The organism is Haloarcula quadrata, from assembly GCF_003634715.1.
Taxonomy (GTDB): Archaea; Halobacteriota; Halobacteria; order Halobacteriales; family Haloarculaceae; genus Haloarcula; species Haloarcula marismortui.
The window spans coordinates 534,576-552,808 of record NZ_RBWW01000002.1 but is presented as its reverse complement, the minus strand read 5'-3'; the positions used below and the strand labels follow the sequence as shown (position 1 = coordinate 552,808).

Genomic DNA, 18,233 nt, shown 5'->3' with positions numbered 1-18,233 from the left:
CGCCCGCTCAATAGTTCTGGAACAGCAGTTTTCGCACGTCATCTTTCGTCCGTGCGCTCACCGTTGAACCGTCGGGGAGCGTGACTTCGTATGGTTCGTCGGTTTCATCTGACCGAGTCCACTTTTCGTCATGTTCAGTCAGCAAACGGTTCGCGACCGACAGGGTGTCTCCCGGAGCGTTGTTGGGCTCGGCTGCGTCACCGGTTTCGACGGTATCGGGTGCTGGACCAGCCTGTCCCGACGTATCGGTTTGTGTGCTATCGTGTCCGTCGCCGGCCGCATCCGCCGAGTTATCTGGACCAGTTGCCCCTTCTTTATCACCTTCGTCTGCTTTCGTCTCGGACTCGACATCTGCGAGGCGAGTGGCGAGTTCACTTGTCCCAAGCGCCGAGAGCAGCTTCCCTCGCATCTCGTCGGCGTCAATACCACTTCCGGGAACCTCCGACACCTCGGACGCGATGCGTTGGAGTTCCGGATACTCAGCTGAGGCGATTCGCTCGTAGTCGGGACGGCTCAGGCCTTGCTCGCCTTCGAGCTGGTCCGGTGGTGTGTATGTATCGAGGAGGTAGTCCACGACATCTTGCGTACGAATATGACCGTACGTTTCGATGAACGCCTCTTCAAGGTCCTCTTGAATTGCCGTTAAATCCGCCTGTTGTGTGTCCGTAATCTCGATCTCCGGCATTGCCTCAAACATCGGTCGCCCAACTCATAACTCGTTCCCTAGAGGGGGAGAACTGACGGAACCATTGTATAGCAGAGACACGCATACTCTGGTATGCGGTGCCCCCGCTGCGACTCCGACCTCAGCACGTACACGCTTGCGACCGGCAACCAGACAGCGATCGTCTGTGAATCGTGCGGCTTCGCAGACCTCTCTACGTCCCATCACAACGAGGCATCTCCTCCAGAGTCCTGGGAACTCGCTTTTGCCCGGTTCAACCAGCATCCTGATTCTACCCCCGGGAAACCCGAGAATACTGGCCGGACACCCAGCGTCCCGATTCCAGAGAGTGACGAATCCACAGACCGACCAGAGTTCTCGCTTGAACAGGCTGGTGTTGCGGTCGGCATCTCTCTGGGGTCTGATGCTAACACGTTCCGACAGGACGCTGCTGACGAATTGAACCGCGTTATCGACGAGACCGAAAGTGAATCAAGTGGAGACGGTACAGCCAATTTTGATGAGAACGATACGGACAGTCAAAACGCGGACACTGAAGCTGACGAAAACGGGGACGAAACTGAGTAACGCCAAACGTCGGTTGAATTATCTGGAACGAGGACCAGGCACAGATTCTGGCTGATGTCGGCGAGTATTGTGTCGGTGCGGGAGTACCCGTTACTCAGCGGAGGCGTCTGGTTCCTCGGGCTGCTCGGCTTGCCCTTCGCGCTCCTCTTCCGACCGCGCTGCGACGAGTGCTCCCTGTGCGACGCTATACAGTGGATTCTCGGCCTGGCGGACATCGCTGATCGAGAATGGTATCTCGGAGTCATTGATCCGTTCGGCGAACAACTCTTCGAAGCCATCAGGACTCGATGTCCCGCCAGTCACAACGACCGGGACATCCAATCCCTCCTCGACATCTTCCTCATCAACTTCACTGATGATGTTTTCGATGACATAGTCGAGGAGATTGTCGTAATAGATGCTCAATGCACCTTCAATACCACCGACATCCGTCTCAAAGTTGAGTGCGAAGTCTTCTTCTTTGACCGAAGTAACCTTATCTACGGGCGTGCCGGTCGCCTGTGCAGCTTGCTCGTCGATCCAGTCACCACCGCGTGCGATGGAGAACTTCATTACGGGGACTGCATAGTACGACAGACAAACGTTGGTCATCCCAGCGCCAAAGCTGATGCCGAGGCCAGTGAACTCACGATTTGCAAGCTCCGAGTAGATGACGGCCATCCCCTCATTGATCGGCTCTGGGCTGTATCCCATATCAGTAAGGAGTGACTCAACCGTCTTTTGATGATACAGCGTCGAAACATCGGCGTCGATAGGGTCCGCAGGAACCGAGAAAAACAGACGCTCATTCGGATACTCCGGTTGTCCCACCACCTGTTCAGTGATGAGCTTAATCATCGGAATTGCTGATTGCTCGTCGCTTGAGAGAATCCCGGCCTGCATCGGTCGGCGCGTCTCTTCGCTGAAGATGTTCGCGAAATTCAGGGCGTCATCGCCAACAATATAGACCCGATCATCCTTGCGGATGTGGAGAACGTCACTTCTCGACAGCATTTGTTCGGCCATATCGCTGTAGTCAATTTCAACGAAGGAGTTCCGTTGCTGCACGAATACTGTTTCGTTACCATCTTGACGTGCAGACAGGAGGTTCATCGTACCGACATCAAGACCTTGGGGCATACAGTTGTATTCCTCCTACCAAGTTGAAAAAACTAGCCTATAATATAGAACAAATTACAACTTACGTACCAACTTTGGAGCGAAAGAAGTGTAAGGATATGCTAACATGATAAAAGCAACCCAACAAAACCGCCACAGTAGAGCGTGTATGGGCCAATCAGACTGTTCACTCGAAAAACAATGACCGAAGGCGGCTCATAAGACCTTTCTGCCCTTCGACACCAGTCTCTACATCATCGTCTTCGGCCTGCTCATTCCGGAACTCGGTAAGAGCGTTGACCTGCTCTTCGGTTCCAGTGCTTCGATCCGTATTTGATTGGCCACCTTGCAGCTGCCTGAGTCCATCTACTGCGTCGTCAACATCGTTGCTGTCGGCCCGTGTCGTGGTCGCCTCGGAGTTCTCGATAGCCGTCTGGTCGAGGTCGGAGTCTGTGTCCGGCATATCTAGATTCAGCCGCTTGGTCTTGGGCTGTTGTTCGACGCCGCCCCAGGATAGTTCCGCCCCCTCCATGGCTTGCTCTATGTCGCTGTCTACGTCTGCTTTGCTGACTGACTCTGACTCACTCTCGGCCGAGTCAACCGGCTCGGCTGACTCAGCTGGCGTTGTTGCTCGCTCGAGGTAATGTGCGACCAGTGCCGCTCCTGTCGACGCTACAAGTGTAACTAGGCCAGTAGCGTAGACGCTGATAGTCCAGACGCTACCGTTGATGCCCTCACTGGTCGTCCACCCGTACGGAAAAACATCAACCAGAATCACAGTTGCAGCGAGACAGAACACTGTGCCAGCGGCACTGACAACTCGGGTTTTGAAGCCCACTGGGAGGAGCACGACGACGCTCAATAGCACGGAGGGCAGTCCAATGAACCCGACGACGAGTGCAATCTCCCGGATCTGCCAGTACAGCGTACTCCCGGATTCTAGGACGTTACTGTACAAAAAGAGGCCGAATCCGACGACGGCAAGCGTGACTCCAGCGAAGAAGAGGCCAAACCCGATATAGATGTCTCGCTCTTTATCCGGTTCGCCGATATAATCGCGATAAATCGACCTGAGCCTGTCGCGATAGCCCGACACAGGATCGGCAGATTCAGGGGACCTGTTCGATGTAGATGCAGGGCTCATTCAATTTGTTATTTTGTTCGGATGGGTGTTAAAGATGAGCTTACCCCATGTCACTCAAACTTTGTTACGATACTTCGAGGCGAAAGACGCACCATTCACGGCGGAAATAAAGCCGACAGTTGGCGTTTCCACGCCTGTTCGACAAATCTACGGGCAGAGTATGCCTGTGAGAACAGGTCGTCCGCTGAACCCTGCTCTCCGAACGTGGGAATCCCTGCGCTTCAGCACGGGAGGGTCTCAAGCAGGGCAAGGCGACACGTCGGTTCAGGGACGTGAGGGAGTCACTCCCTCTTCAATAATGATCCCGTCGTTCTGAATGTGGATGAAGATGGTCTGTTCAGGCTCATCAGAGACTGTGACGGCAGCGACTGACTTGTGTTGTCCGTCGAGGACGGCCTTGACCTTATAAACGCCATCCTGTAACAAGCTAACCGAACAACCCGACTGACCTGCCAGAAGGTGATAATGTGCTGTATGACACCGTTCCTTGTCATCGTATATTTTTATCTGGATATCATGCTCGGCGTCGGTGGCATTTCTGATGTGGAGGTCTTCGCGTGCTAAGCGCCACTCTTCACTGGTCGCCGAGAGGAGTGTTCGACTGTTGGAGGGCATGTCGACATCGTGCCTATGTTATAGCTGAAATATATATTTTAAGAATAAATAGCGAAGATACACGTCGGCAGTCTGCAACTCACATATATGCGCACAACCACTACCCGGTGATTGCTACTTATTCATGCCTAACCTAGCGAAGCAGATTCTCAAGATACTGGAAGCACAAGGAAACGAAATGGCATCTGTGATGTTCGTGCTTGACCAGTTAGAGAAAGCGGAGACCCAGTTCTCCATGGCGGAGTTTGATGAGACGGTTGACCAACTTCGTAGAGATGGCGTTGTCCGGGTCACGAACAGTTCCGACCCCCGAAATAACTGGCAACTCCAACGACGGTAGCAGCTCGACAAGAGCAAGATGATGGGTACGCAGTTACTGATGAGGTGTGATAGAAGGCTCCGAGTAAACGTGGGTAGCTCCTCGTTATGGGCTTCGAGTTCTGCAATCTCGTCGTTTAATTGCTCTTGTCGTCTGCAGCGCCACTGGCTGCAATGTTATCCATGTGCCTGATGCCGTCGATACGCCTGCGGCCACTCACCCTGCCAGCGGTCGTACCACGTCGGATTTTTATCTATCCATCACCTTCATAATTATATGCAATTTTACGAGGATATCGTGGTCGGCGACGTCCGACAGTCGGATGGATACACTGTGTCGAAATCCGAAATCACCGAATTCGGCGAAAAGTATGACCCGCAACCGTTTCACACCGACGAGGAGGCAGCGAAAGACTCAGTCTTTGGCGGACTAGTCGCCTCTGGGTGGCAGACCGCCGCGATCTGTATGCGTCTCAACGTCGAGACCAGCAAGGACATGGCGACACAGGCTGGCGTCGGCGTCGACAATCTCCGCTGGCATCAGCCACTCCAGCCCGGTGACACGCTACGATTACGAACCGAAATCATCGACAAGCGACCCTCCGACAGTGACCCGAGCCGGGGGTACCTCACCGCCCGCCACGAAGGACTGAATCAGGACGACGAACTCGTCATTTCATACGAGGCGACAGCCATGATCCGCCGCGAGACCGACGAGTGACGACAGGGTCAGGCAGTCTGTGATACCTGTGTGGCAGACCGGTCGTTCCGAGAAATACAATCACTTTAGCCGGGTTTTAGGGCTTAACAGCGCGGCGACTCACGAGTCGACACGGCCCAGGAAATCCAGTTGATGCGTATGGTACAGTAGTTCGGCGGCAGCGACCTGCGCACGTCGGCGTGCCAGCCAGCCGTCGAGTTCCTCGAAGTCGCTACCAGTCATCTCGCCGACCGCGTCCTCGATAGTGTCGAGAATGTATCTGAGGAAGTAGGCTTCGTCAGCCGGGTAGCTCCCGTCGACAGGCCGGACGACCCAGTCCGACCCGGCCACCCCTGATAGCGTTATGCTGTCGAGGCGCTGGAGATGGGCAAGCACGTCGCCGCCGGCACGGCTGTCACCGCCCTCTTTCGCGTCCATGTGGTCGTGATAGTGCTGTTCGACTGCCCGGTCGGCTGGATGGCTCGGCTGAAAGCGGGTCGCCCCGTCGAACGTGATCGGGAAGTAGTACAGGCCACCCGGTGCAAGCGGTTCGAGCAACGTCGGCAGTTTCTGACGGTCGAGAATATCGAGCAGGGCGGCCCCGATGAGGAGGTCGTATTTGCCGTCGGCGGCCGCCGCATGGGCCACCGCCTCGGCCTGTACCGTCTCAATTTCGATTCGTCGGTTTTCGGCTTTCAGGACGAGTGGGCTGTCGCCTATCGATATCTGACGGTCGACGGCCCAGTCCCGGATGTGGTCGGGCAAGTGAGCTACGTTCTCCGACTGAATATCGACTGCAGTGTAGTGGACTTCTCCCGCGGGAAGCACGTCCCATTCGAGGAACCGGGTGAGCATCGTGCCGATGCCGGCCCCGATTTCGAGGACACGTAGCGGCCCGTCGCTGTCGGCTGCCCGGGCCGCCAACTGCTCGCGGAGCATCTCGACCAGCCGGCGGTCCAGCGCGCGGTCGTCGACAGTCCGCTTCGCCCGCAGATACCGCTGGAACGATTCCGTCACGCCGGTACCTCCGTGGGCTGAACAATATCAGACAGCAGGTCCCGAACCCGCCCGACCGTCTCTTCCCAATCCGGGTGCGTCTCGTAGTTCCGTCTCGCGGCCCACCCCATCTCAGCCAAGCGGTCCCGGTCGGTGGCGAACCGCTCCAGTTCGCGAGCGACGGCTGCCGAGTCGTCCGGGTCGACGAGTACCCCTGTTTCGTCGTCGGTTACGATGTCGGCCGCTCCGCCAGCCCGGGTGGCCAGCGCCGGGAGGCCGAAGCTCATCCCCTCCAGATAGACGATGCCGAACCCTTCGTACCGGGACGGTACCGCAAGGACGTGGCTCGACCGGAGGGTTTTCGCCAACTCGCCGTCTGGGAGCCGACCCGCGAACTGCACGCGGTCAGCTAAATCGTGTTCGCGGACGCGCTCCTGTACCGAAGTCACGTGGGCTGCATCGACGTGGCGACCGACGACGGTGAGGTCGATGTCGACAGCAGCCGCAGCCACACCATCGACGAGCGTATCGAGCCCCTTTCGAGGCGAGACATTTCCGACGAAAACAACCTGCAGCGGCTCGGTGGTAGCCCGTCGCTCGATTGTCGCTCGGTCGATATCAGGGTCGAACTGGTCCCCAGCCGGCGGCGCGACGACGGTGTCCTCGGGGTCGACGCCGAGGTTGGTAACGACGTTTCGGGTCGTGGCGCTGTTACAGACCACGGCCTGAACAGTCCCGAGGTAGCGACGCTCGACCGCCCGGTACAGCGGTGCAAGTCGGCGCGGCTCGCTCGCCCGCAAGTGGTGGACGATGCTGACAATCGGGTACGAGAGGGCACGGTTTGTGCGGACGAGCGACGGATGGGCGAGTTCGTCCTGTAACATGACATCGACATCCACATCCAGCCGCTGGCGGAGCTTTCGCGACCCGTTGTCGAGCAGCCCTCTGTGGTAGTCACGCCAGGGGAGCTGGATACACTCGACAGTGTCGCCGGCCGCTCGGAGTCCCTCGACGAGTTTTCTATCGTATCGAAACCCGCCTGACTGCTCGTCGAGGCTCCCGTACAGGGTCAGGCCGACCCTCATACGGCGGCGTTGTAACTCGCAGCGGCTTCCTCGTCCTCCCAGATGGTGACCGACAGTTCGGTGACCGTCTCGTCGGTGACACGCTCGGTGACACGCTCAAAGATAACACGGGCAAACCGCTCTACGCTGGGGTTGTAGCCTTCGAACTCCGGAAGGTCATTGAGCATCGTGTCCCGGTACTGGTCGGCGAGTGACGACAGGGCTGCGTCGGCATTGTCGATGTCGACGATGTAGTCGAACTCGTTGAGTTCGGGGCCGCGGAAACATAGTTCGACCCTGTAGTGGTGTGAGTGCGGGTCACCCTCGGGCCCCGGGTTCGGGACAGTGAGGTAATGCTGTGCCACGAACTCAGTCCGAACCGTCGTCGTGTACATACCCGAACGAACGGCCGGGACCCACCTAAATCACGGGTGTCCGTTGTACGTCAACACTACCTGTACAGCGTCGTCTGGCCGGCTCTCTAGCAGTTGATACGCTTCGGCTGCACGCTCGATATCGATCTCATGTGTCAGTAGCGCCGAGAGGTCAGTGTCGCTCAGCCACGACCGGACGACATCCAGCCGCCGGTCCTTGTCCCAGCGGTCGGCGTGATCCGGATCGATGCGGCTCACCTGACTGCTGCGAAGGCGGATGTGGCTCCGGTGGAAGTGATGTCCGAGGTCAAGCGAGACATCCTTTGAGCCGTACCACGAACCGACGATGACCTGGCCGGCATAGCCAGTAGCGTCGATCGCTCTGTCGAGTGCGGTTGGGTTCCCCGAGAGCTCGAACGTGATGTCGGCGTCGTCGTCATCGAGATTCCCGAGAGAGACTGAGCGGTCTGCCCCGAGCGCTTCCGAGAGCCGACGGCGGCCCGCACAGGGATCGACCGTCACGAGCGACGCCAGCGGAAAATCGGCCAGCAGCCCGGTCGTCAACAGGCCCACCGGCCCCTGACCGAAGACGACAACCCGAGCCCCGATACGCGGTCGAGCGTCCATCACGAAGTTGACCGCCGCTTCGACGTTCGGGATGAACACCGCCTGCTCCGGCGGTAACGTCGTGGGAATAAGCGACGACGGCTCGGCGAGGAAGTGGCTTTCGTGTGGGTTGAACGCGAACACACGCTGGTCGAGCCAGTCGTCGTCAACCGCGTCCCCGACGGCCGTGATACAGCCGACTGCGGCGTAGCCGTACTGCAGTGGATACGAGAACGTACCATCAAGGGCGTCGATCGTCTCGTCGGTCGCGAGTTCCGAATCGACCTCACCACGGTACACCAACAGCTCTGTTCCGGGACTGATTCCTGAGAGTTCGGTTCGAACACGGACCTCCGATGGTCCGGGGTCAGGCACCGCCTCTTCGTCAACCCGAACCGACTTCCCGCCGGTAAAGTACAGCGTTCTGGCGGACATTACACCGTCTCCTGAGGACGTGGGCGGCCGGTGCCGATGTTTCGATGCCAGCTCCTTCGGACGTGGCGACGGCTCCGGGAATGCACGTCTCCTATCCAGGCTTTCTCCGACTAAAAAGTACCTCCTGATTGACTACAAGTATCCCAACGAATCCAGTCGGTCCCTGTCGCTTTCGGCGCCGTAGACGCGCGACACTGGGAGCGGCTCGGGCGGACGCAGGTCGGGCTCGCGTTCCCCGCTGTCGACGCCGTCGGTCTCGGCCCACGGCACCGCCAGCAGCGCCGGGACTGGCGTGTGCATCGGATGGCCGTACAACCCCCACTCCCCGAAGAGATTGCCGTGGTCGGCGGTGACAGCGATGCGGCCGTCGACGTTTTCAGCCAGCGCTTCCACCTCCCGGAGGACATACCGGAGGTTCGCCTCGTAGGCGTTCCAGACGCGGTCCGCCGAAACCTCGCCACGACGGAGCGCGACCCACGGATTTGCCGTGTTACTGTGGCGTCCAGTACGGGCCAGACCGCCGTCGCCGTCGAGCGGGTCGGGGACGAACGGGTGATGTGGTTGCATATAGTGGACGACCAGCCGCTCGGGGTCCAGCCGCCGGGATAGCGCGATGGCCCGGTCGGTCACGGCTGCAGCCGGGACGGTGTTCAGGTCCTCGTCCCACGCGTACTTCCAGACCTCGTCCAGCGTAGCGAAGGCGTCGGCATCGAGATACCGGTCGGTCCACGTGTTGCCGGTGACCATGACGGTTTGAGCTGTTTCTGGATGACCGGGGAACGTGTTTTCCAGCCACTCCGAGGAGGAACTCCCGACCGAGCGGACCGTCGAAACGGTATCGAACAGCCTGGTGTCGGGGGCGACAGCCCGTAACAAGTCAGCACGACAGGCATCGAGAACAACGAGAACGTCCCACTCGCGCTGGTAGACGTTTGTTCCGTACGGAACCCGCCGGCCCAGCGCCTGCAATGCGCGCAAGTACGCTGTCCCGAGCCGGCTCATTCCCGGTTCTGTCACGTCTGGTGTTCGGCGGCGGCCAATAAAATCCCACTGGCGATATGATATATATGCGAGGACGCCCGCGTTCGAGTGTGCATTGTCTGTTCGTCGGTGCGGGCAGTATCGCGACGGAGTACGCGGCCGAGCTGGCAGACAGCCCGCTCTCGCTGGCGGGCGTCTGCGACCTCGAAGAAGACCGGGCGACAGCACTCGCCGCGGCGCACGACTGCCCGGCCTTTACCGACCTCGACACCGCGCTTTCTGCCGTTGACGCGCCGCTGGTTGTGAACCTGACGAACCACGCCGCCCACGCACCGGTGACCCGAACGGCGCTCGAAGCGGGACGGCACGTCTACTCGCAAAAGCCCCTCGCACTGGACGAGGCGGCGGCCGCGGAGCTCTTGGCGCTGGCCCAGGACCGGAATCTGGCATTGGGCTGTGCCCCGGGGACGCCCGATGCGCCCTCACAGCGTCGCGCCGGGCAAATGCTCGCCGACGGCCGTATGGGACCCGTTCAGCTGGGGTACGCCTACGCCCACGTCGGTCGCGTGACAGATTGGCACGACCGACCCGGCTCGTTTCTCTCTATCGGGCCGCTGTACGACGGGGGCGTCTATCCGCTCGCGCTGCTGGTCTCGTGGTTCGGCCCTGTCAAATCCGTTCAGACCGCAACGACACTCGATAGCTGGCCCGAGCGAGAGCCAGAGCGACCGTCTGCGCCCAGCCACGTCGAGGCGATGCTTTCGTTCGACGGAGGGCTGACGGTCCGGCTGACCGCGAGCTTCTACGCGCCACACCGGAGCCGCGAGTTCTACGGGCTCGAACTCCACGGTGACGACGGGTCGCTATATCTCCGTGGGACCGGCGCGATGGCTGATAGTACGACCGCCGTGCAGTACGGTCGTGTCGGCCGCGAATACATCGATGCTCCCGCACAGCACCCCACGCAACCCTACCGCTATCTCGGCCCGGTCGAGTCGCTTGCGGCCAGTGTCATTCGGGGGACCCCATCGCGGATGACGGGTCGCCGCGGTGCCCACATTGTTGCAGTCTGTAACGCGATTGAGACGGCTGCCGAGACGGGCGAGTCTGAGACTGTGTCCGACTACGGCACGGCGGCGGACTCAACGCCACCGCCGACCGTCACCCCGGACAGAGACTGGGACGGGAGCCGGGAGCAAGCGATCCGGCTCCCGGCTATCGGCTTTGGCTGTTCCCGATATCGTGACGGAACGTACATCGACCGTGCGGACTCTATCGCGGCGGCCCTCGACGCCGGCTACCGACTGCTTGACAGCGCTGAACTGTACGGGAACGAACACCGTATCGGCCGCATTCTGGCTGCCCCCGGTGCCCCCGACCGGCGTCGGGTGTTCATACTCGGGAAAGTCTGGCGGACGAACCACCGTCGAGAGCACATGCTGACGGCCTGTCGGAGCAGTCTCGACGAACTGGGTATCGACGCGTTCGACTGCTATGCCCTGCACTGGCCCGAGGCGTTAGCTCATCGCGGGTCGCTAACGCGACTGGCCGAGAAATCGGTCGCGCGTCAGGAGGCGTTGACCTTCCCCGAAGACGATAGTGGCGACATCGAGACGGACTCGGTCTCGCTCCAGCGCGTCTGGGAGAATCTGGAGGCCCTCCACGAACGAGGCTGGACGCGCACGCTCGGGCTCTGTAACGTCTCGCAGACACAACTGGAGACAGTCATCGAAACGGGGACTGTCAGGCCGGCGCTGGTACAGGTCGAGCGCCATCCGTACCAGCCACAGACAGACCTCATTGAATACTGCCACGAACGCGGCATCAGGGTCGTCGCTCACTCCCCGCTGTCAGCCCCCGGACTGCTCGACGAGCCTGTTCTGGCGGCTATCGCGGAGGAGTACGGCCTATCACCAGCCGGCGTGGTACTGGCCTGGAACGTCACACAGGGCGTCGTTCCGATTCCGTCCAGTACGACACCGTCCCACATCGTCGAGAACCTCGCCGCCGCTGGGCAGCGACTCGACGCAGAAGCGTGTGCCCGCATCGAGGCACTTCGACAGCCGGATTTCGAGCGGTAAGCGGTGCAATTGGCAGTATCATTATGTGACTGAACGCCGAACCTAGCCCATGGCCGCGACGGAGACACAGGGACGTTCCCTCGACGTAGCCTCACTGGATAGCCGACACTGGCTTGGTATCATCGCGGCACTCGTCACAGCCGCGATACACCTCCTTCTCGGCGTCAGGCTGGCTCCATCCGGGCTCGGTATCAGCTTCATCCTCGCGGGACTGGGGTTTCTCGGCGCTATCGCGCTGGTCGCCTTGGGTATCCGCCGTCGCCTCGTCTACGCTGTCGGTATCCCGTTCACGCTCGTCCAGATACTGCTGTGGTACTACGTCAACTTCGCCGCCGGGCCGAAATCGTTCCCGGCTGATGTCGGGACTCTCGGCGCAGCCGACAAGCTCGCACAGCTCGTCCTGCTTGCGGTCCTCGTTGCGCTGTTGCGATGAGCGAAGCTAGCACGGCGGCGAACAGCCGGGAACCAGGAGGGTTCGATGGCCGAGCAACACGGTGACAGCCCAGTTCCCGTCGAACTCTCTGTGGTCGGCGGGTTCCTCATAGCCGTCATCGTCGGCATGCTGTTTCCCGCCGATGCGATGACGCGCTGGATGTTCCACCCGGCGGTCGTCGCGGGCTGTTGCTGGGCTGGACAGCTCTGGTACGTCGGCCGAAAGCTCAGCGTCCCGCCGGCTGCCGGTAACCCCTGGCGCTACATCTTCGGGATGGCGAACACCGTGACGCTACTCCGGGGTGGGCTCTATGCTGTCGTTGCGGGCTTTCTCGTGGTGCCGGCGACGACCGACCTCGCCTGGGTCCCGGCGGCGTGTTACGGCGTCGGCGTCGTGCTGGACAAACTCGACGGCACCGTCGCCCGAACAGTCGGCGAACAGACGCAACTTGGCACGCGGCTGGACATGGCCTTCGACACCTTTGGGTTCGTGGTCGCACCACTCGTCGCGGTCTTCTGGGGCCAACTCCCCGTCCTGTACCTCTCGCTGTCGGCGGCCCGGTACGCCTATGTCGGCGGTATCCGCTGGCGGCGATACCGGGACCGACCGGTTTTCGAGCGGCCCGACAGCAACCTCGGGAAGTATCTCGCCGGCGTCCAGATGGTGTTTATCACTGCCGCACTCGTCCCTGTGGTACCGACAGAACTCGTCTTCAGGCTCACGCCGGTCGTCCTCGCACCGTCGCTGGCGGTGTTCCTTCGTGATTTCCTCGTTGCCAGTGGGCGACTCCCCCGCGAGTGGTTCGACCGGCAGCGTTGATACGTCTCTGTACCCATCATTCCATATGCTCTTTCTGACACACCTGCTCGCGGCCGCGATTCTGGGACGTGTGTCACGGCTGTCGCCGCTGTGGCTGGTGGTCGGGACCGCCGTGCCCGATGTGGTCGATAAGCCGCTTGCCATGGTCGGTGTCACCACCCTGTATCACTCTGTCGGTCACTCTGTTTTGCTCGTCATTGTGGCTCTCCCTCTAGCGCTTTCTGGGCGCGCCGGACTGTCGGCAGCACTCGGGTGGGCGCTGCATCTCTCCCTCGATGCGCTTCACGTTGTTCTCAACGGCCGCCCCGGCGACGCGGTCTTTCTGCTCTGGCCTGCTGTCACTCCGACGGACCCACTGGCGCTCCCACCGGGGTCGTTCTTCCTGTACTACCTCTGGAGTCCATCGTTTTTTCTCGAAGTTATGCTCTGGCTGACTGCCGCGGGGCTGCTCATCAGGCACGTCACAAGAAGCGCCCGTGCTGGCCCGCGGGACCGGATCGATTGACCGACTCTGCTCCTGCGTACACTACAGCACGCATTACAGCCCCGAATCGTTGCTGCATGGAGACTACCGACACTGCTGGACTGAATCAGTCTCTGCCAACAGAACAACCAAATCGACAGTCTCTCGGACAGCGGCATCTCTTCTCACCTCAAATCACTGCCCGGCAAGGCTGACACACGCCTATACCTCCATTAGACGGCATTGCGCTCGGCTGTGGCCTGCTTGACGTACGCTTCGACGACATTTTCGATAATCGCTTCGCCGGCCTCGGCGGTTGCCGCCGTCGGATCACCGAGGACGCCGTTTTCAGTAATTGATTTGAATCCGTCACTTAGCAACCGAGCCGGCGAAATATCACCTTCAGGCCCGGGTTCGACATCCTCCATCCTGACGAGTCCCTCGTCGATGGCCAGCACAATCGCTGTCTCGGCGGCCCCGGCGTGAATTACATCTTGCTCGTACTCGATACCGGCCTTGCTGAGTCCCTGATTCAGCAGTTGCATATGTTCGTCGAGGTCGGCGAGCGGGATTACGGCGGCTTCGAGTTCACGTGCGATATCGGGTGCCACGGTTTTGACCGGTCCGAAGTTCCCACCGTGGGTCGGGACCAGCACGATGTGTTCGAAGCCGTGGGTATCGAGTGACCTGCAGTACGACCGGATGACATCCATCAATGTCTCGGGTGGAACGGTTATTGTCCCGGGGAACTCCATGTGATGCCCCGAACATCCGGGGCGGATTGTGGGGGCGGCAAGCGCATCACCCATCTCGGCCGCTATTCGCCGTGCGAGTTCATCCCCATCCAGCGTATCCATATTCAGCGGCAGGTGTGGGCCGTGCTGTTCGATCGAACCGACAGCTACGACCACTGTCCGTGTTCCGTTTTCGAGGGCAGACTCAATTTCTGGCCATGCCATCTCCTCAAGACACACTGACCTGCGAGAAGACATTGGTGTCAGTTTTCTGTCTTGAAACAAATACCTGCCGAAACCTGCAGACGATCATCCATCAACCGGCAGTGGATCCACTGTTGCCTCGCTTTTTTGTACTCAGAACTGGCTTTAGTCCTGCTGTGCCAGTAACTCGGTGTTAGCCTTCTACACAGTCAGTGCAGCGGCCAGCGCCGGGTAGCGAGGGCCCACCGCATTCTGTGCACGCATCAAGGCCTGCGCTGGGCTTTTCCTGTGGGACAGGTATTGTATTCAGTGCTTTTCGTAGCCGCTTCTTCATGTAGCGTAGTATTGCGGCCAGCTATTTTAGCATTTGGGGTAAATGTGACTCAAACAGCTCAATCAGTGTGCGAAAAGACATATAATCTGCTGTGCGTGGCACAAAATAGTGCATTTGTACACGCACAACTACAACCCCTACTTCAGTGAGGCCGATAGCAGCGCGGCCAGTCAAAACAGGGTCAAAAGATGCCGACGGTCACTGCTGGCCAACAGCGCGGCCTGACCGTTTTTGCGCTTTCAGTGCCCACACGTTGGGATTCTCCTGCAGTTCGTACTCAGAGAGTAGGTTTGACTGGTATGCGTTATCGGCGAGTGACTCACGTGCGGTGTCCCATTCGTCAATTTCAATACGGCTGAGCGGGCCGGCGACGATCACACTCCGCCATGCACCGTCCGGACCAATATCGAAGGTGGTGAAACTCGCTACGTCAGCTTGCTCCGCATACGTCTCCTTTCGGAGCTCGGTGGTTGCGCCCAGAAACACGAAGTACAGGGTGTCCTCTCCGTCGTACCCGAAGGAGAGCGGCACGCCGTATGGCACTCCCTCAGCGGCCATCGACAGCACACCAACACCTCTCTCAGTTAGTACCTCATCAATGACCGAATCTTCCAACTCCGCGCCCAGTAAGGGCTGGAAATCTGAACTCATAGCTAAGATATGTTCCTGATACTGAATTAAAGCTGGATAAGATTCCCGGGAACTCGGAATCCGACTCCCGATTAACGAACCCGGGACGCACAGGAGCACAGAGCATCAATATAATAGGTAACAGCCGACGCCGGCCCCTGTCACCTGCTATCTGATTGCAAGCGTTTGTTACCTGTCAGCCCGAATGGGAGGTATGGCGATCGACCCATTGACAAACGACGAAGTTCTGGCGGCCCTCGAAGACTGTGAGGCGACGGCGGTCCCGACAGCACATATCTCTGCACGCCTTGCGGCCCCGAAACCGTATGTCACGACACACCTCCAGCAGCTCGCCTTGAAGGGACTCGTCGGATTCAACACACACAGAGGCGTTCGCCGCTGGCGGCTCACGGCTGCTGCAAGGGCAGCAAGTGAGTAAGGTACAGTCGCTCCTTCCTGCTGTCGTCTGGGCACTGCTGCCTTACAGAGCGCCGGGCTATGACCACACGGCTACGCGTCGGCGCGAATATCCCGATCGACGGCGTCCTTCGCAAGCGTGTCGAAGCGGTCCTGTGCGTCGTCTGCCAGCACGTATCGCTCGTGGACATCATCCGGCTCTCTGCCGCGCCCGCTTGCCAGACCAACGACATGAGCGATTTTCTCGTAGTTATCTCTGACGAGCGAGCCAACGAGATCGGGGAGCCCGGCGCGGCCGGCGAGTTCCTCGGCGGCTGCACGGCCCGCGTACACCTGCTGTGCCGGCCGGTCGACTAAAACCATTGCAAACGGCGGCTCGTCGAACTGGGCCGTCAGAAACGACTGGGCAGACTCATCGTACCACGAGATCGCGCCGATATCGTCGACCTGTTCGAGGGCTTTCGCAGCCACTGAGCAGTACGGACATTCACCGTCGTAGATAAGAACCGAGCTAAAGCGGGCCATACATCTACTAGGGGTTCTCGCTGGATATATTGTTGGATTGGGAGGGCTGTAGGTAGTGTCAGCGGCCAGTTCGAACAGTAATTTGCCTGTCTATTTCCTTGGACTGTTTCGTAATCAGTTCGTTCATACGGCACTAGCTATCACCACGGAATAATGCCCTCCACCGGACAGCTCCTCCGGACAGCGGATAGCCGTCGGACAGACCTCCTCGGCACTATCGCCTCGAATTCGCTTCCAATTGTTGGTGTTGCGTTCCTCGACTGGAGTGCGGCTGCATTGCTGTTTCTCTACTGGTTTGAGCTTGGTGTCGACTCAGTCTGGGCACTCGTCCGGGCAGTGTTCGCTGGTCGCCCGCCGGAGATTGAGACCGGCACCTTACTCATAGGACCGTTGGCGGCACGACAATACTCTCTCTCCGTCCCAAGAACCGGCCTGCGAGTCTACCTTACGACGTTGCTCGTGCTCCCAGTTACCATTCTCATCTTGGCGGCCGTCTGGTTGTTTACTGGGGCCCTGCTCGTCGGGCCACTGCCGGAACCCAGCCCAGAGAGGCTAACTGGTGTGCTACTGGCAACTGTCGGGATTTTCGTTCTGACGGGCGTTACAACGGTACGGAAGTACTTCTACAACGGGGAGTATCGGAACCACAACTCGACGACGGCGTTTCGTGGCCTGTTACCTCGGATATGCACCGTCTTTTTCGGTGGGATACTCACTCTGACACTGCTAACGGCCGCTACGGAGGGGCCTGAAGCGGAACTCGGCAGTCTTGATCCATCTGTCGTTGGACTGCCGCTATTACTTATGGTCGTTTGCTTCAAATTCATGTCTGACCTCTTGGGCGTCTATAGCGACCGCCTTGCCGTCTATTTTAAGTCATACGACCAGGAATACGGCTGGCAAACGGCCCCGCCGAAGGCACGGTCTATCGACGGGACACGCACTGCTGCACCTGAGTGCGCTCGCCCGGTTCGGTTGGGGCGGGTCATCGGCGGCCTCCTCAGACTCCCATACCACCCGGGAAGCGCATCTATCGGCGGTATAGGACTTCTCGTTGCGGCCCTGTTTGCAATTGGGGGTGCGTGGGATACCGTCGCCGTCATTGTTGCTGCAAGCGTTAGCATCCCGATTCTCCTGCTGTGTCTCGATCAGCTACTTCGATACGGGACGATCGAATACCGAATTGACCCTGATGCTGGTGTCCTCGTCGCATATGATCGTCTGTTTGGCACAGCACTCTGGCGCATCGAGTCGTGGGCGGAAAGCGGCCTGCGCGTTGAGAAGACCCCTCTCGATTCGCTGCTCGGAACAGAGACGGTTACTATCAAACACGCCGACGGCGAGTATCTACTGCCACATCTACCTGATGCCGCCGCAGTTGTCGCGGCGTTTGACCGACAACCCGAGCGGTCAGAACCGATAATCCCCGGTCGGGCTGGTCTACTCGGGTGAGTCGTCTGCGTGACCCGCGGAAGGGTCGTTATCTATCCTTGGAGACGGTGTCACCGGTCCACAGGTCATAACCGACGACAAGCGCCATGCCACTCGTCGGTATGACCAACAGCAGTCTGCCAACGGGTGAGAAGCCGGCCATCGAGAGACCGATGTACGCAACAGCGAGTACTGGTGGGACAGTGAGGGCGGCACCGAGTCGAGTACTGTCTGCCCGCAGGTAGCCGATGCCCCAGCCGACGAGTCCCAGGATTACGAACGGGATCGCAAGAGCCCAGATGAGGAAGGCGGTGAGTTCTCTCCCGATATCGTCCGTTCCAGCTGTGGTGAACAACAGTGTCCCAAGCAAACAGGCCCCAGTCCCAAAGAGAGCGCCGAATGCGAACGCGCGCTGCAAGCGTGACATCGAGGTGCTGTCACGCCTGAGCACTGCACTTAGACCGACTACTAGTAGTGCATTTGCGCCTATGATGAGTCCGGGCCTGAGCGTCTGTTGCACCCAAATTGCGCTAAACGGCGGCGGGTTGAACACATACGAATCTCCCGGTCGCGGTGTCG

The 18,233-nt window shown here is 59.6% G+C and carries 22 protein-coding genes; 9 read left to right on the top strand and 13 right to left on the bottom strand.

Translation table 11 applies throughout. The features are described from left to right. Positions 1–7 precede the first annotated feature (7 nt). Entirely contained in the window at positions 8–697 is a 690-nt protein-coding gene (locus BDK61_RS19895) for a hypothetical protein (protein WP_121304333.1), read from the bottom strand. Positions 698–778: 81 nt separating this feature from the next. On the opposite strand from BDK61_RS19895, the gene BDK61_RS19890 reads away from it, so the two are divergent. After that, positions 779–1,252 carry a hypothetical protein gene (locus BDK61_RS19890; RefSeq protein WP_007188464.1) on the top strand — a complete coding sequence of 158 codons (474 nt, stop codon included), beginning with the start codon at positions 779–781 and terminating at the stop codon, positions 1,250–1,252. A 90-nt stretch (positions 1,253–1,342) separates the two neighbouring features. Here the strand turns inward: BDK61_RS19890 and BDK61_RS19885 are convergent, their stop codons facing one another. The 3 genes from BDK61_RS19885 to BDK61_RS19875 form a co-directional block, all read right to left on the bottom strand. Beyond that, complete coding sequence (locus tag BDK61_RS19885) at positions 1,343–2,371, bottom strand: disk-shape morphogenesis protein volactin (RefSeq protein ID WP_004965739.1); 1,029 nt, start codon at positions 2,369–2,371, stop codon at positions 1,343–1,345. Positions 2,372–2,537: 166 nt separating this feature from the next. Continuing rightward, positions 2,538–3,446, bottom strand: a complete 909-nt coding sequence (locus tag BDK61_RS19880) for a DUF7139 domain-containing protein (RefSeq protein ID WP_121304332.1) — start codon at positions 3,444–3,446, stop codon at positions 2,538–2,540. 312 nt (positions 3,447–3,758) lie between these two features. After that, on the bottom strand, positions 3,759–4,109 hold the full coding sequence (locus tag BDK61_RS19875; protein ID WP_121304330.1) for a hypothetical protein: 351 nt from the start codon (positions 4,107–4,109) through the stop codon (positions 3,759–3,761). Positions 4,110–4,233: 124 nt separating this feature from the next. Between BDK61_RS19875 and BDK61_RS19870 the strand changes: the two genes are divergently transcribed. Beyond that, positions 4,234–4,449, top strand: a complete 216-nt coding sequence (locus BDK61_RS19870; RefSeq protein ID WP_121304328.1) for a hypothetical protein — start codon at positions 4,234–4,236, stop codon at positions 4,447–4,449. Positions 4,450–4,704: 255 nt separating this feature from the next. Then, positions 4,705–5,148, top strand: a complete 444-nt coding sequence (locus BDK61_RS19865; RefSeq protein ID WP_007188468.1) for a MaoC family dehydratase — start codon at positions 4,705–4,707, stop codon at positions 5,146–5,148. A gap of 99 nt (positions 5,149–5,247) precedes the next feature. Here BDK61_RS19865 and BDK61_RS19860 read toward each other — a convergent pair whose 3' ends face one another. The 5 genes from BDK61_RS19860 to BDK61_RS19840 form a co-directional block, all read right to left on the bottom strand. Beyond that, complete coding sequence (locus BDK61_RS19860; RefSeq protein ID WP_049938538.1) at positions 5,248–6,144, bottom strand: hypothetical protein; 897 nt, start codon at positions 6,142–6,144, stop codon at positions 5,248–5,250. Then, entirely contained in the window at positions 6,141–7,208 is a 1,068-nt protein-coding gene (locus BDK61_RS19855; protein WP_011222576.1) for a glycosyltransferase family 4 protein, read from the bottom strand. The genes BDK61_RS19860 and BDK61_RS19855 overlap by 4 nt, the downstream gene beginning before the upstream one ends. Then, on the bottom strand, positions 7,205–7,582 hold the full coding sequence (locus BDK61_RS19850) for a 6-pyruvoyl trahydropterin synthase family protein (protein ID WP_121304326.1): 378 nt from the start codon (positions 7,580–7,582) through the stop codon (positions 7,205–7,207). Before BDK61_RS19850 ends, BDK61_RS19855 begins: the two co-directional genes overlap by 4 nt. Before the next feature lie 30 nt (positions 7,583–7,612). After that, on the bottom strand, positions 7,613–8,602 hold the full coding sequence (locus BDK61_RS19845) for a zinc-dependent alcohol dehydrogenase (RefSeq protein WP_121304324.1): 990 nt from the start codon (positions 8,600–8,602) through the stop codon (positions 7,613–7,615). A gap of 132 nt (positions 8,603–8,734) precedes the next feature. Then, positions 8,735–9,604, bottom strand: a complete 870-nt coding sequence (locus BDK61_RS19840) for an alkaline phosphatase family protein (protein ID WP_121304436.1) — start codon at positions 9,602–9,604, stop codon at positions 8,735–8,737. Positions 9,605–9,693: 89 nt separating this feature from the next. Here BDK61_RS19840 and BDK61_RS19835 point away from each other — a divergent pair, with 89 nt between their 5' ends. The 4 genes from BDK61_RS19835 to BDK61_RS19820 are packed head-to-tail and all read left to right on the top strand — an operon-like array spanning position 9,694 to position 13,421. After that, positions 9,694–11,664 (top strand): aldo/keto reductase, encoded by a 1,971-nt coding sequence (locus tag BDK61_RS19835; protein ID WP_121304323.1) that lies wholly within the window; start codon positions 9,694–9,696, stop codon positions 11,662–11,664. A gap of 49 nt (positions 11,665–11,713) precedes the next feature. Then, positions 11,714–12,097, top strand: a complete 384-nt coding sequence (locus BDK61_RS19830; RefSeq protein ID WP_007188475.1) for a DUF7475 family protein — start codon at positions 11,714–11,716, stop codon at positions 12,095–12,097. 45 nt (positions 12,098–12,142) lie between these two features. Beyond that, positions 12,143–12,916, top strand: coding sequence for a CDP-alcohol phosphatidyltransferase family protein (locus BDK61_RS19825; RefSeq protein WP_007188476.1), 774 nt, complete (start codon positions 12,143–12,145; stop codon positions 12,914–12,916). 25 nt (positions 12,917–12,941) lie between these two features. After that, entirely contained in the window at positions 12,942–13,421 is a 480-nt protein-coding gene (locus BDK61_RS19820; RefSeq protein ID WP_007188477.1) for a hypothetical protein, read from the top strand. 191 nt (positions 13,422–13,612) lie between these two features. Here BDK61_RS19820 and BDK61_RS19815 read toward each other — a convergent pair whose 3' ends face one another. Continuing rightward, positions 13,613–14,371, bottom strand: a complete 759-nt coding sequence (locus tag BDK61_RS19815; protein WP_049919394.1) for a creatininase family protein — start codon at positions 14,369–14,371, stop codon at positions 13,613–13,615. Between the two features lie 478 nt (positions 14,372–14,849). Next, a complete protein-coding gene (locus BDK61_RS19810) occupies positions 14,850–15,302 on the bottom strand; it encodes a pyridoxamine 5'-phosphate oxidase family protein (RefSeq protein WP_011222570.1) in 453 nt (150 codons plus the stop codon). A gap of 193 nt (positions 15,303–15,495) precedes the next feature. Here BDK61_RS19810 and BDK61_RS19805 point away from each other — a divergent pair, with 193 nt between their 5' ends. Next, on the top strand, positions 15,496–15,720 hold the full coding sequence (locus BDK61_RS19805) for a hypothetical protein (RefSeq protein WP_004965767.1): 225 nt from the start codon (positions 15,496–15,498) through the stop codon (positions 15,718–15,720). A gap of 71 nt (positions 15,721–15,791) precedes the next feature. Here the strand turns inward: BDK61_RS19805 and BDK61_RS19800 are convergent, their stop codons facing one another. Continuing rightward, positions 15,792–16,223, bottom strand: a complete 432-nt coding sequence (locus BDK61_RS19800) for a DCC1-like thiol-disulfide oxidoreductase family protein (RefSeq protein WP_004965769.1) — start codon at positions 16,221–16,223, stop codon at positions 15,792–15,794. Positions 16,224–16,376: 153 nt separating this feature from the next. Between BDK61_RS19800 and BDK61_RS19795 the strand changes: the two genes are divergently transcribed. Then, on the top strand, positions 16,377–17,675 hold the full coding sequence (locus BDK61_RS19795) for a DUF6498-containing protein (RefSeq protein ID WP_121304321.1): 1,299 nt from the start codon (positions 16,377–16,379) through the stop codon (positions 17,673–17,675). 28 nt (positions 17,676–17,703) lie between these two features. On the opposite strand, the gene BDK61_RS19790 is transcribed toward BDK61_RS19795, so the two are convergent. After that, positions 17,704–18,081: a hypothetical protein gene (locus tag BDK61_RS19790; RefSeq protein ID WP_121304320.1), complete on the bottom strand. Its 378-nt coding sequence runs from the start codon at positions 18,079–18,081 to the stop codon at positions 17,704–17,706. Positions 18,082–18,233: the final 152 nt, after the last annotated feature.

Excerpts from the sequence above, each read along its gene's own strand:
- BDK61_RS19825 (WP_007188476.1), top strand. The coding sequence starts at position 12,143 with ATGGCCGAGCAACACGGTGACAGCCCAGTTCCCGTCGAACTCTCTGTG.
- BDK61_RS19810 (WP_011222570.1), bottom strand. The coding sequence starts at position 15,302 with ATGAGTTCAGATTTCCAGCCCTTACTGGGCGCGGAGTTGGAAGATTCG.
- BDK61_RS19790 (WP_121304320.1), bottom strand. The coding sequence starts at position 18,081 with ATGTCACGCTTGCAGCGCGCGTTCGCATTCGGCGCTCTCTTTGGGACT.
- BDK61_RS19815 (WP_049919394.1), bottom strand. The coding sequence starts at position 14,371 with ATGTCTTCTCGCAGGTCAGTGTGTCTTGAGGAGATGGCATGGCCAGAA.
- BDK61_RS19875 (WP_121304330.1), bottom strand. The coding sequence starts at position 4,109 with ATGCCCTCCAACAGTCGAACACTCCTCTCGGCGACCAGTGAAGAGTGG.
- BDK61_RS19830 (WP_007188475.1), top strand. The coding sequence starts at position 11,714 with ATGGCCGCGACGGAGACACAGGGACGTTCCCTCGACGTAGCCTCACTG.
- BDK61_RS19890 (WP_007188464.1), top strand. The coding sequence starts at position 779 with ATGCGGTGCCCCCGCTGCGACTCCGACCTCAGCACGTACACGCTTGCG.
- BDK61_RS19840 (WP_121304436.1), bottom strand. The coding sequence starts at position 9,604 with ATGAGCCGGCTCGGGACAGCGTACTTGCGCGCATTGCAGGCGCTGGGC.
- BDK61_RS19885 (WP_004965739.1), bottom strand. The coding sequence starts at position 2,371 with ATGCCCCAAGGTCTTGATGTCGGTACGATGAACCTCCTGTCTGCACGT.
- BDK61_RS19895 (WP_121304333.1), bottom strand. The coding sequence starts at position 697 with ATGTTTGAGGCAATGCCGGAGATCGAGATTACGGACACACAACAGGCG.
- BDK61_RS19855 (WP_011222576.1), bottom strand. The coding sequence starts at position 7,208 with ATGAGGGTCGGCCTGACCCTGTACGGGAGCCTCGACGAGCAGTCAGGC.
- BDK61_RS19850 (WP_121304326.1), bottom strand. The coding sequence starts at position 7,582 with ATGTACACGACGACGGTTCGGACTGAGTTCGTGGCACAGCATTACCTC.
- BDK61_RS19865 (WP_007188468.1), top strand. The coding sequence starts at position 4,705 with ATGCAATTTTACGAGGATATCGTGGTCGGCGACGTCCGACAGTCGGAT.
- BDK61_RS19820 (WP_007188477.1), top strand. The coding sequence starts at position 12,942 with ATGCTCTTTCTGACACACCTGCTCGCGGCCGCGATTCTGGGACGTGTG.
- BDK61_RS19805 (WP_004965767.1), top strand. The coding sequence starts at position 15,496 with ATGGCGATCGACCCATTGACAAACGACGAAGTTCTGGCGGCCCTCGAA.
- BDK61_RS19845 (WP_121304324.1), bottom strand. The coding sequence starts at position 8,602 with ATGTCCGCCAGAACGCTGTACTTTACCGGCGGGAAGTCGGTTCGGGTT.
- BDK61_RS19795 (WP_121304321.1), top strand. The coding sequence starts at position 16,377 with ATGCCCTCCACCGGACAGCTCCTCCGGACAGCGGATAGCCGTCGGACA.
- BDK61_RS19870 (WP_121304328.1), top strand. The coding sequence starts at position 4,234 with ATGCCTAACCTAGCGAAGCAGATTCTCAAGATACTGGAAGCACAAGGA.
- BDK61_RS19800 (WP_004965769.1), bottom strand. The coding sequence starts at position 16,223 with ATGGCCCGCTTTAGCTCGGTTCTTATCTACGACGGTGAATGTCCGTAC.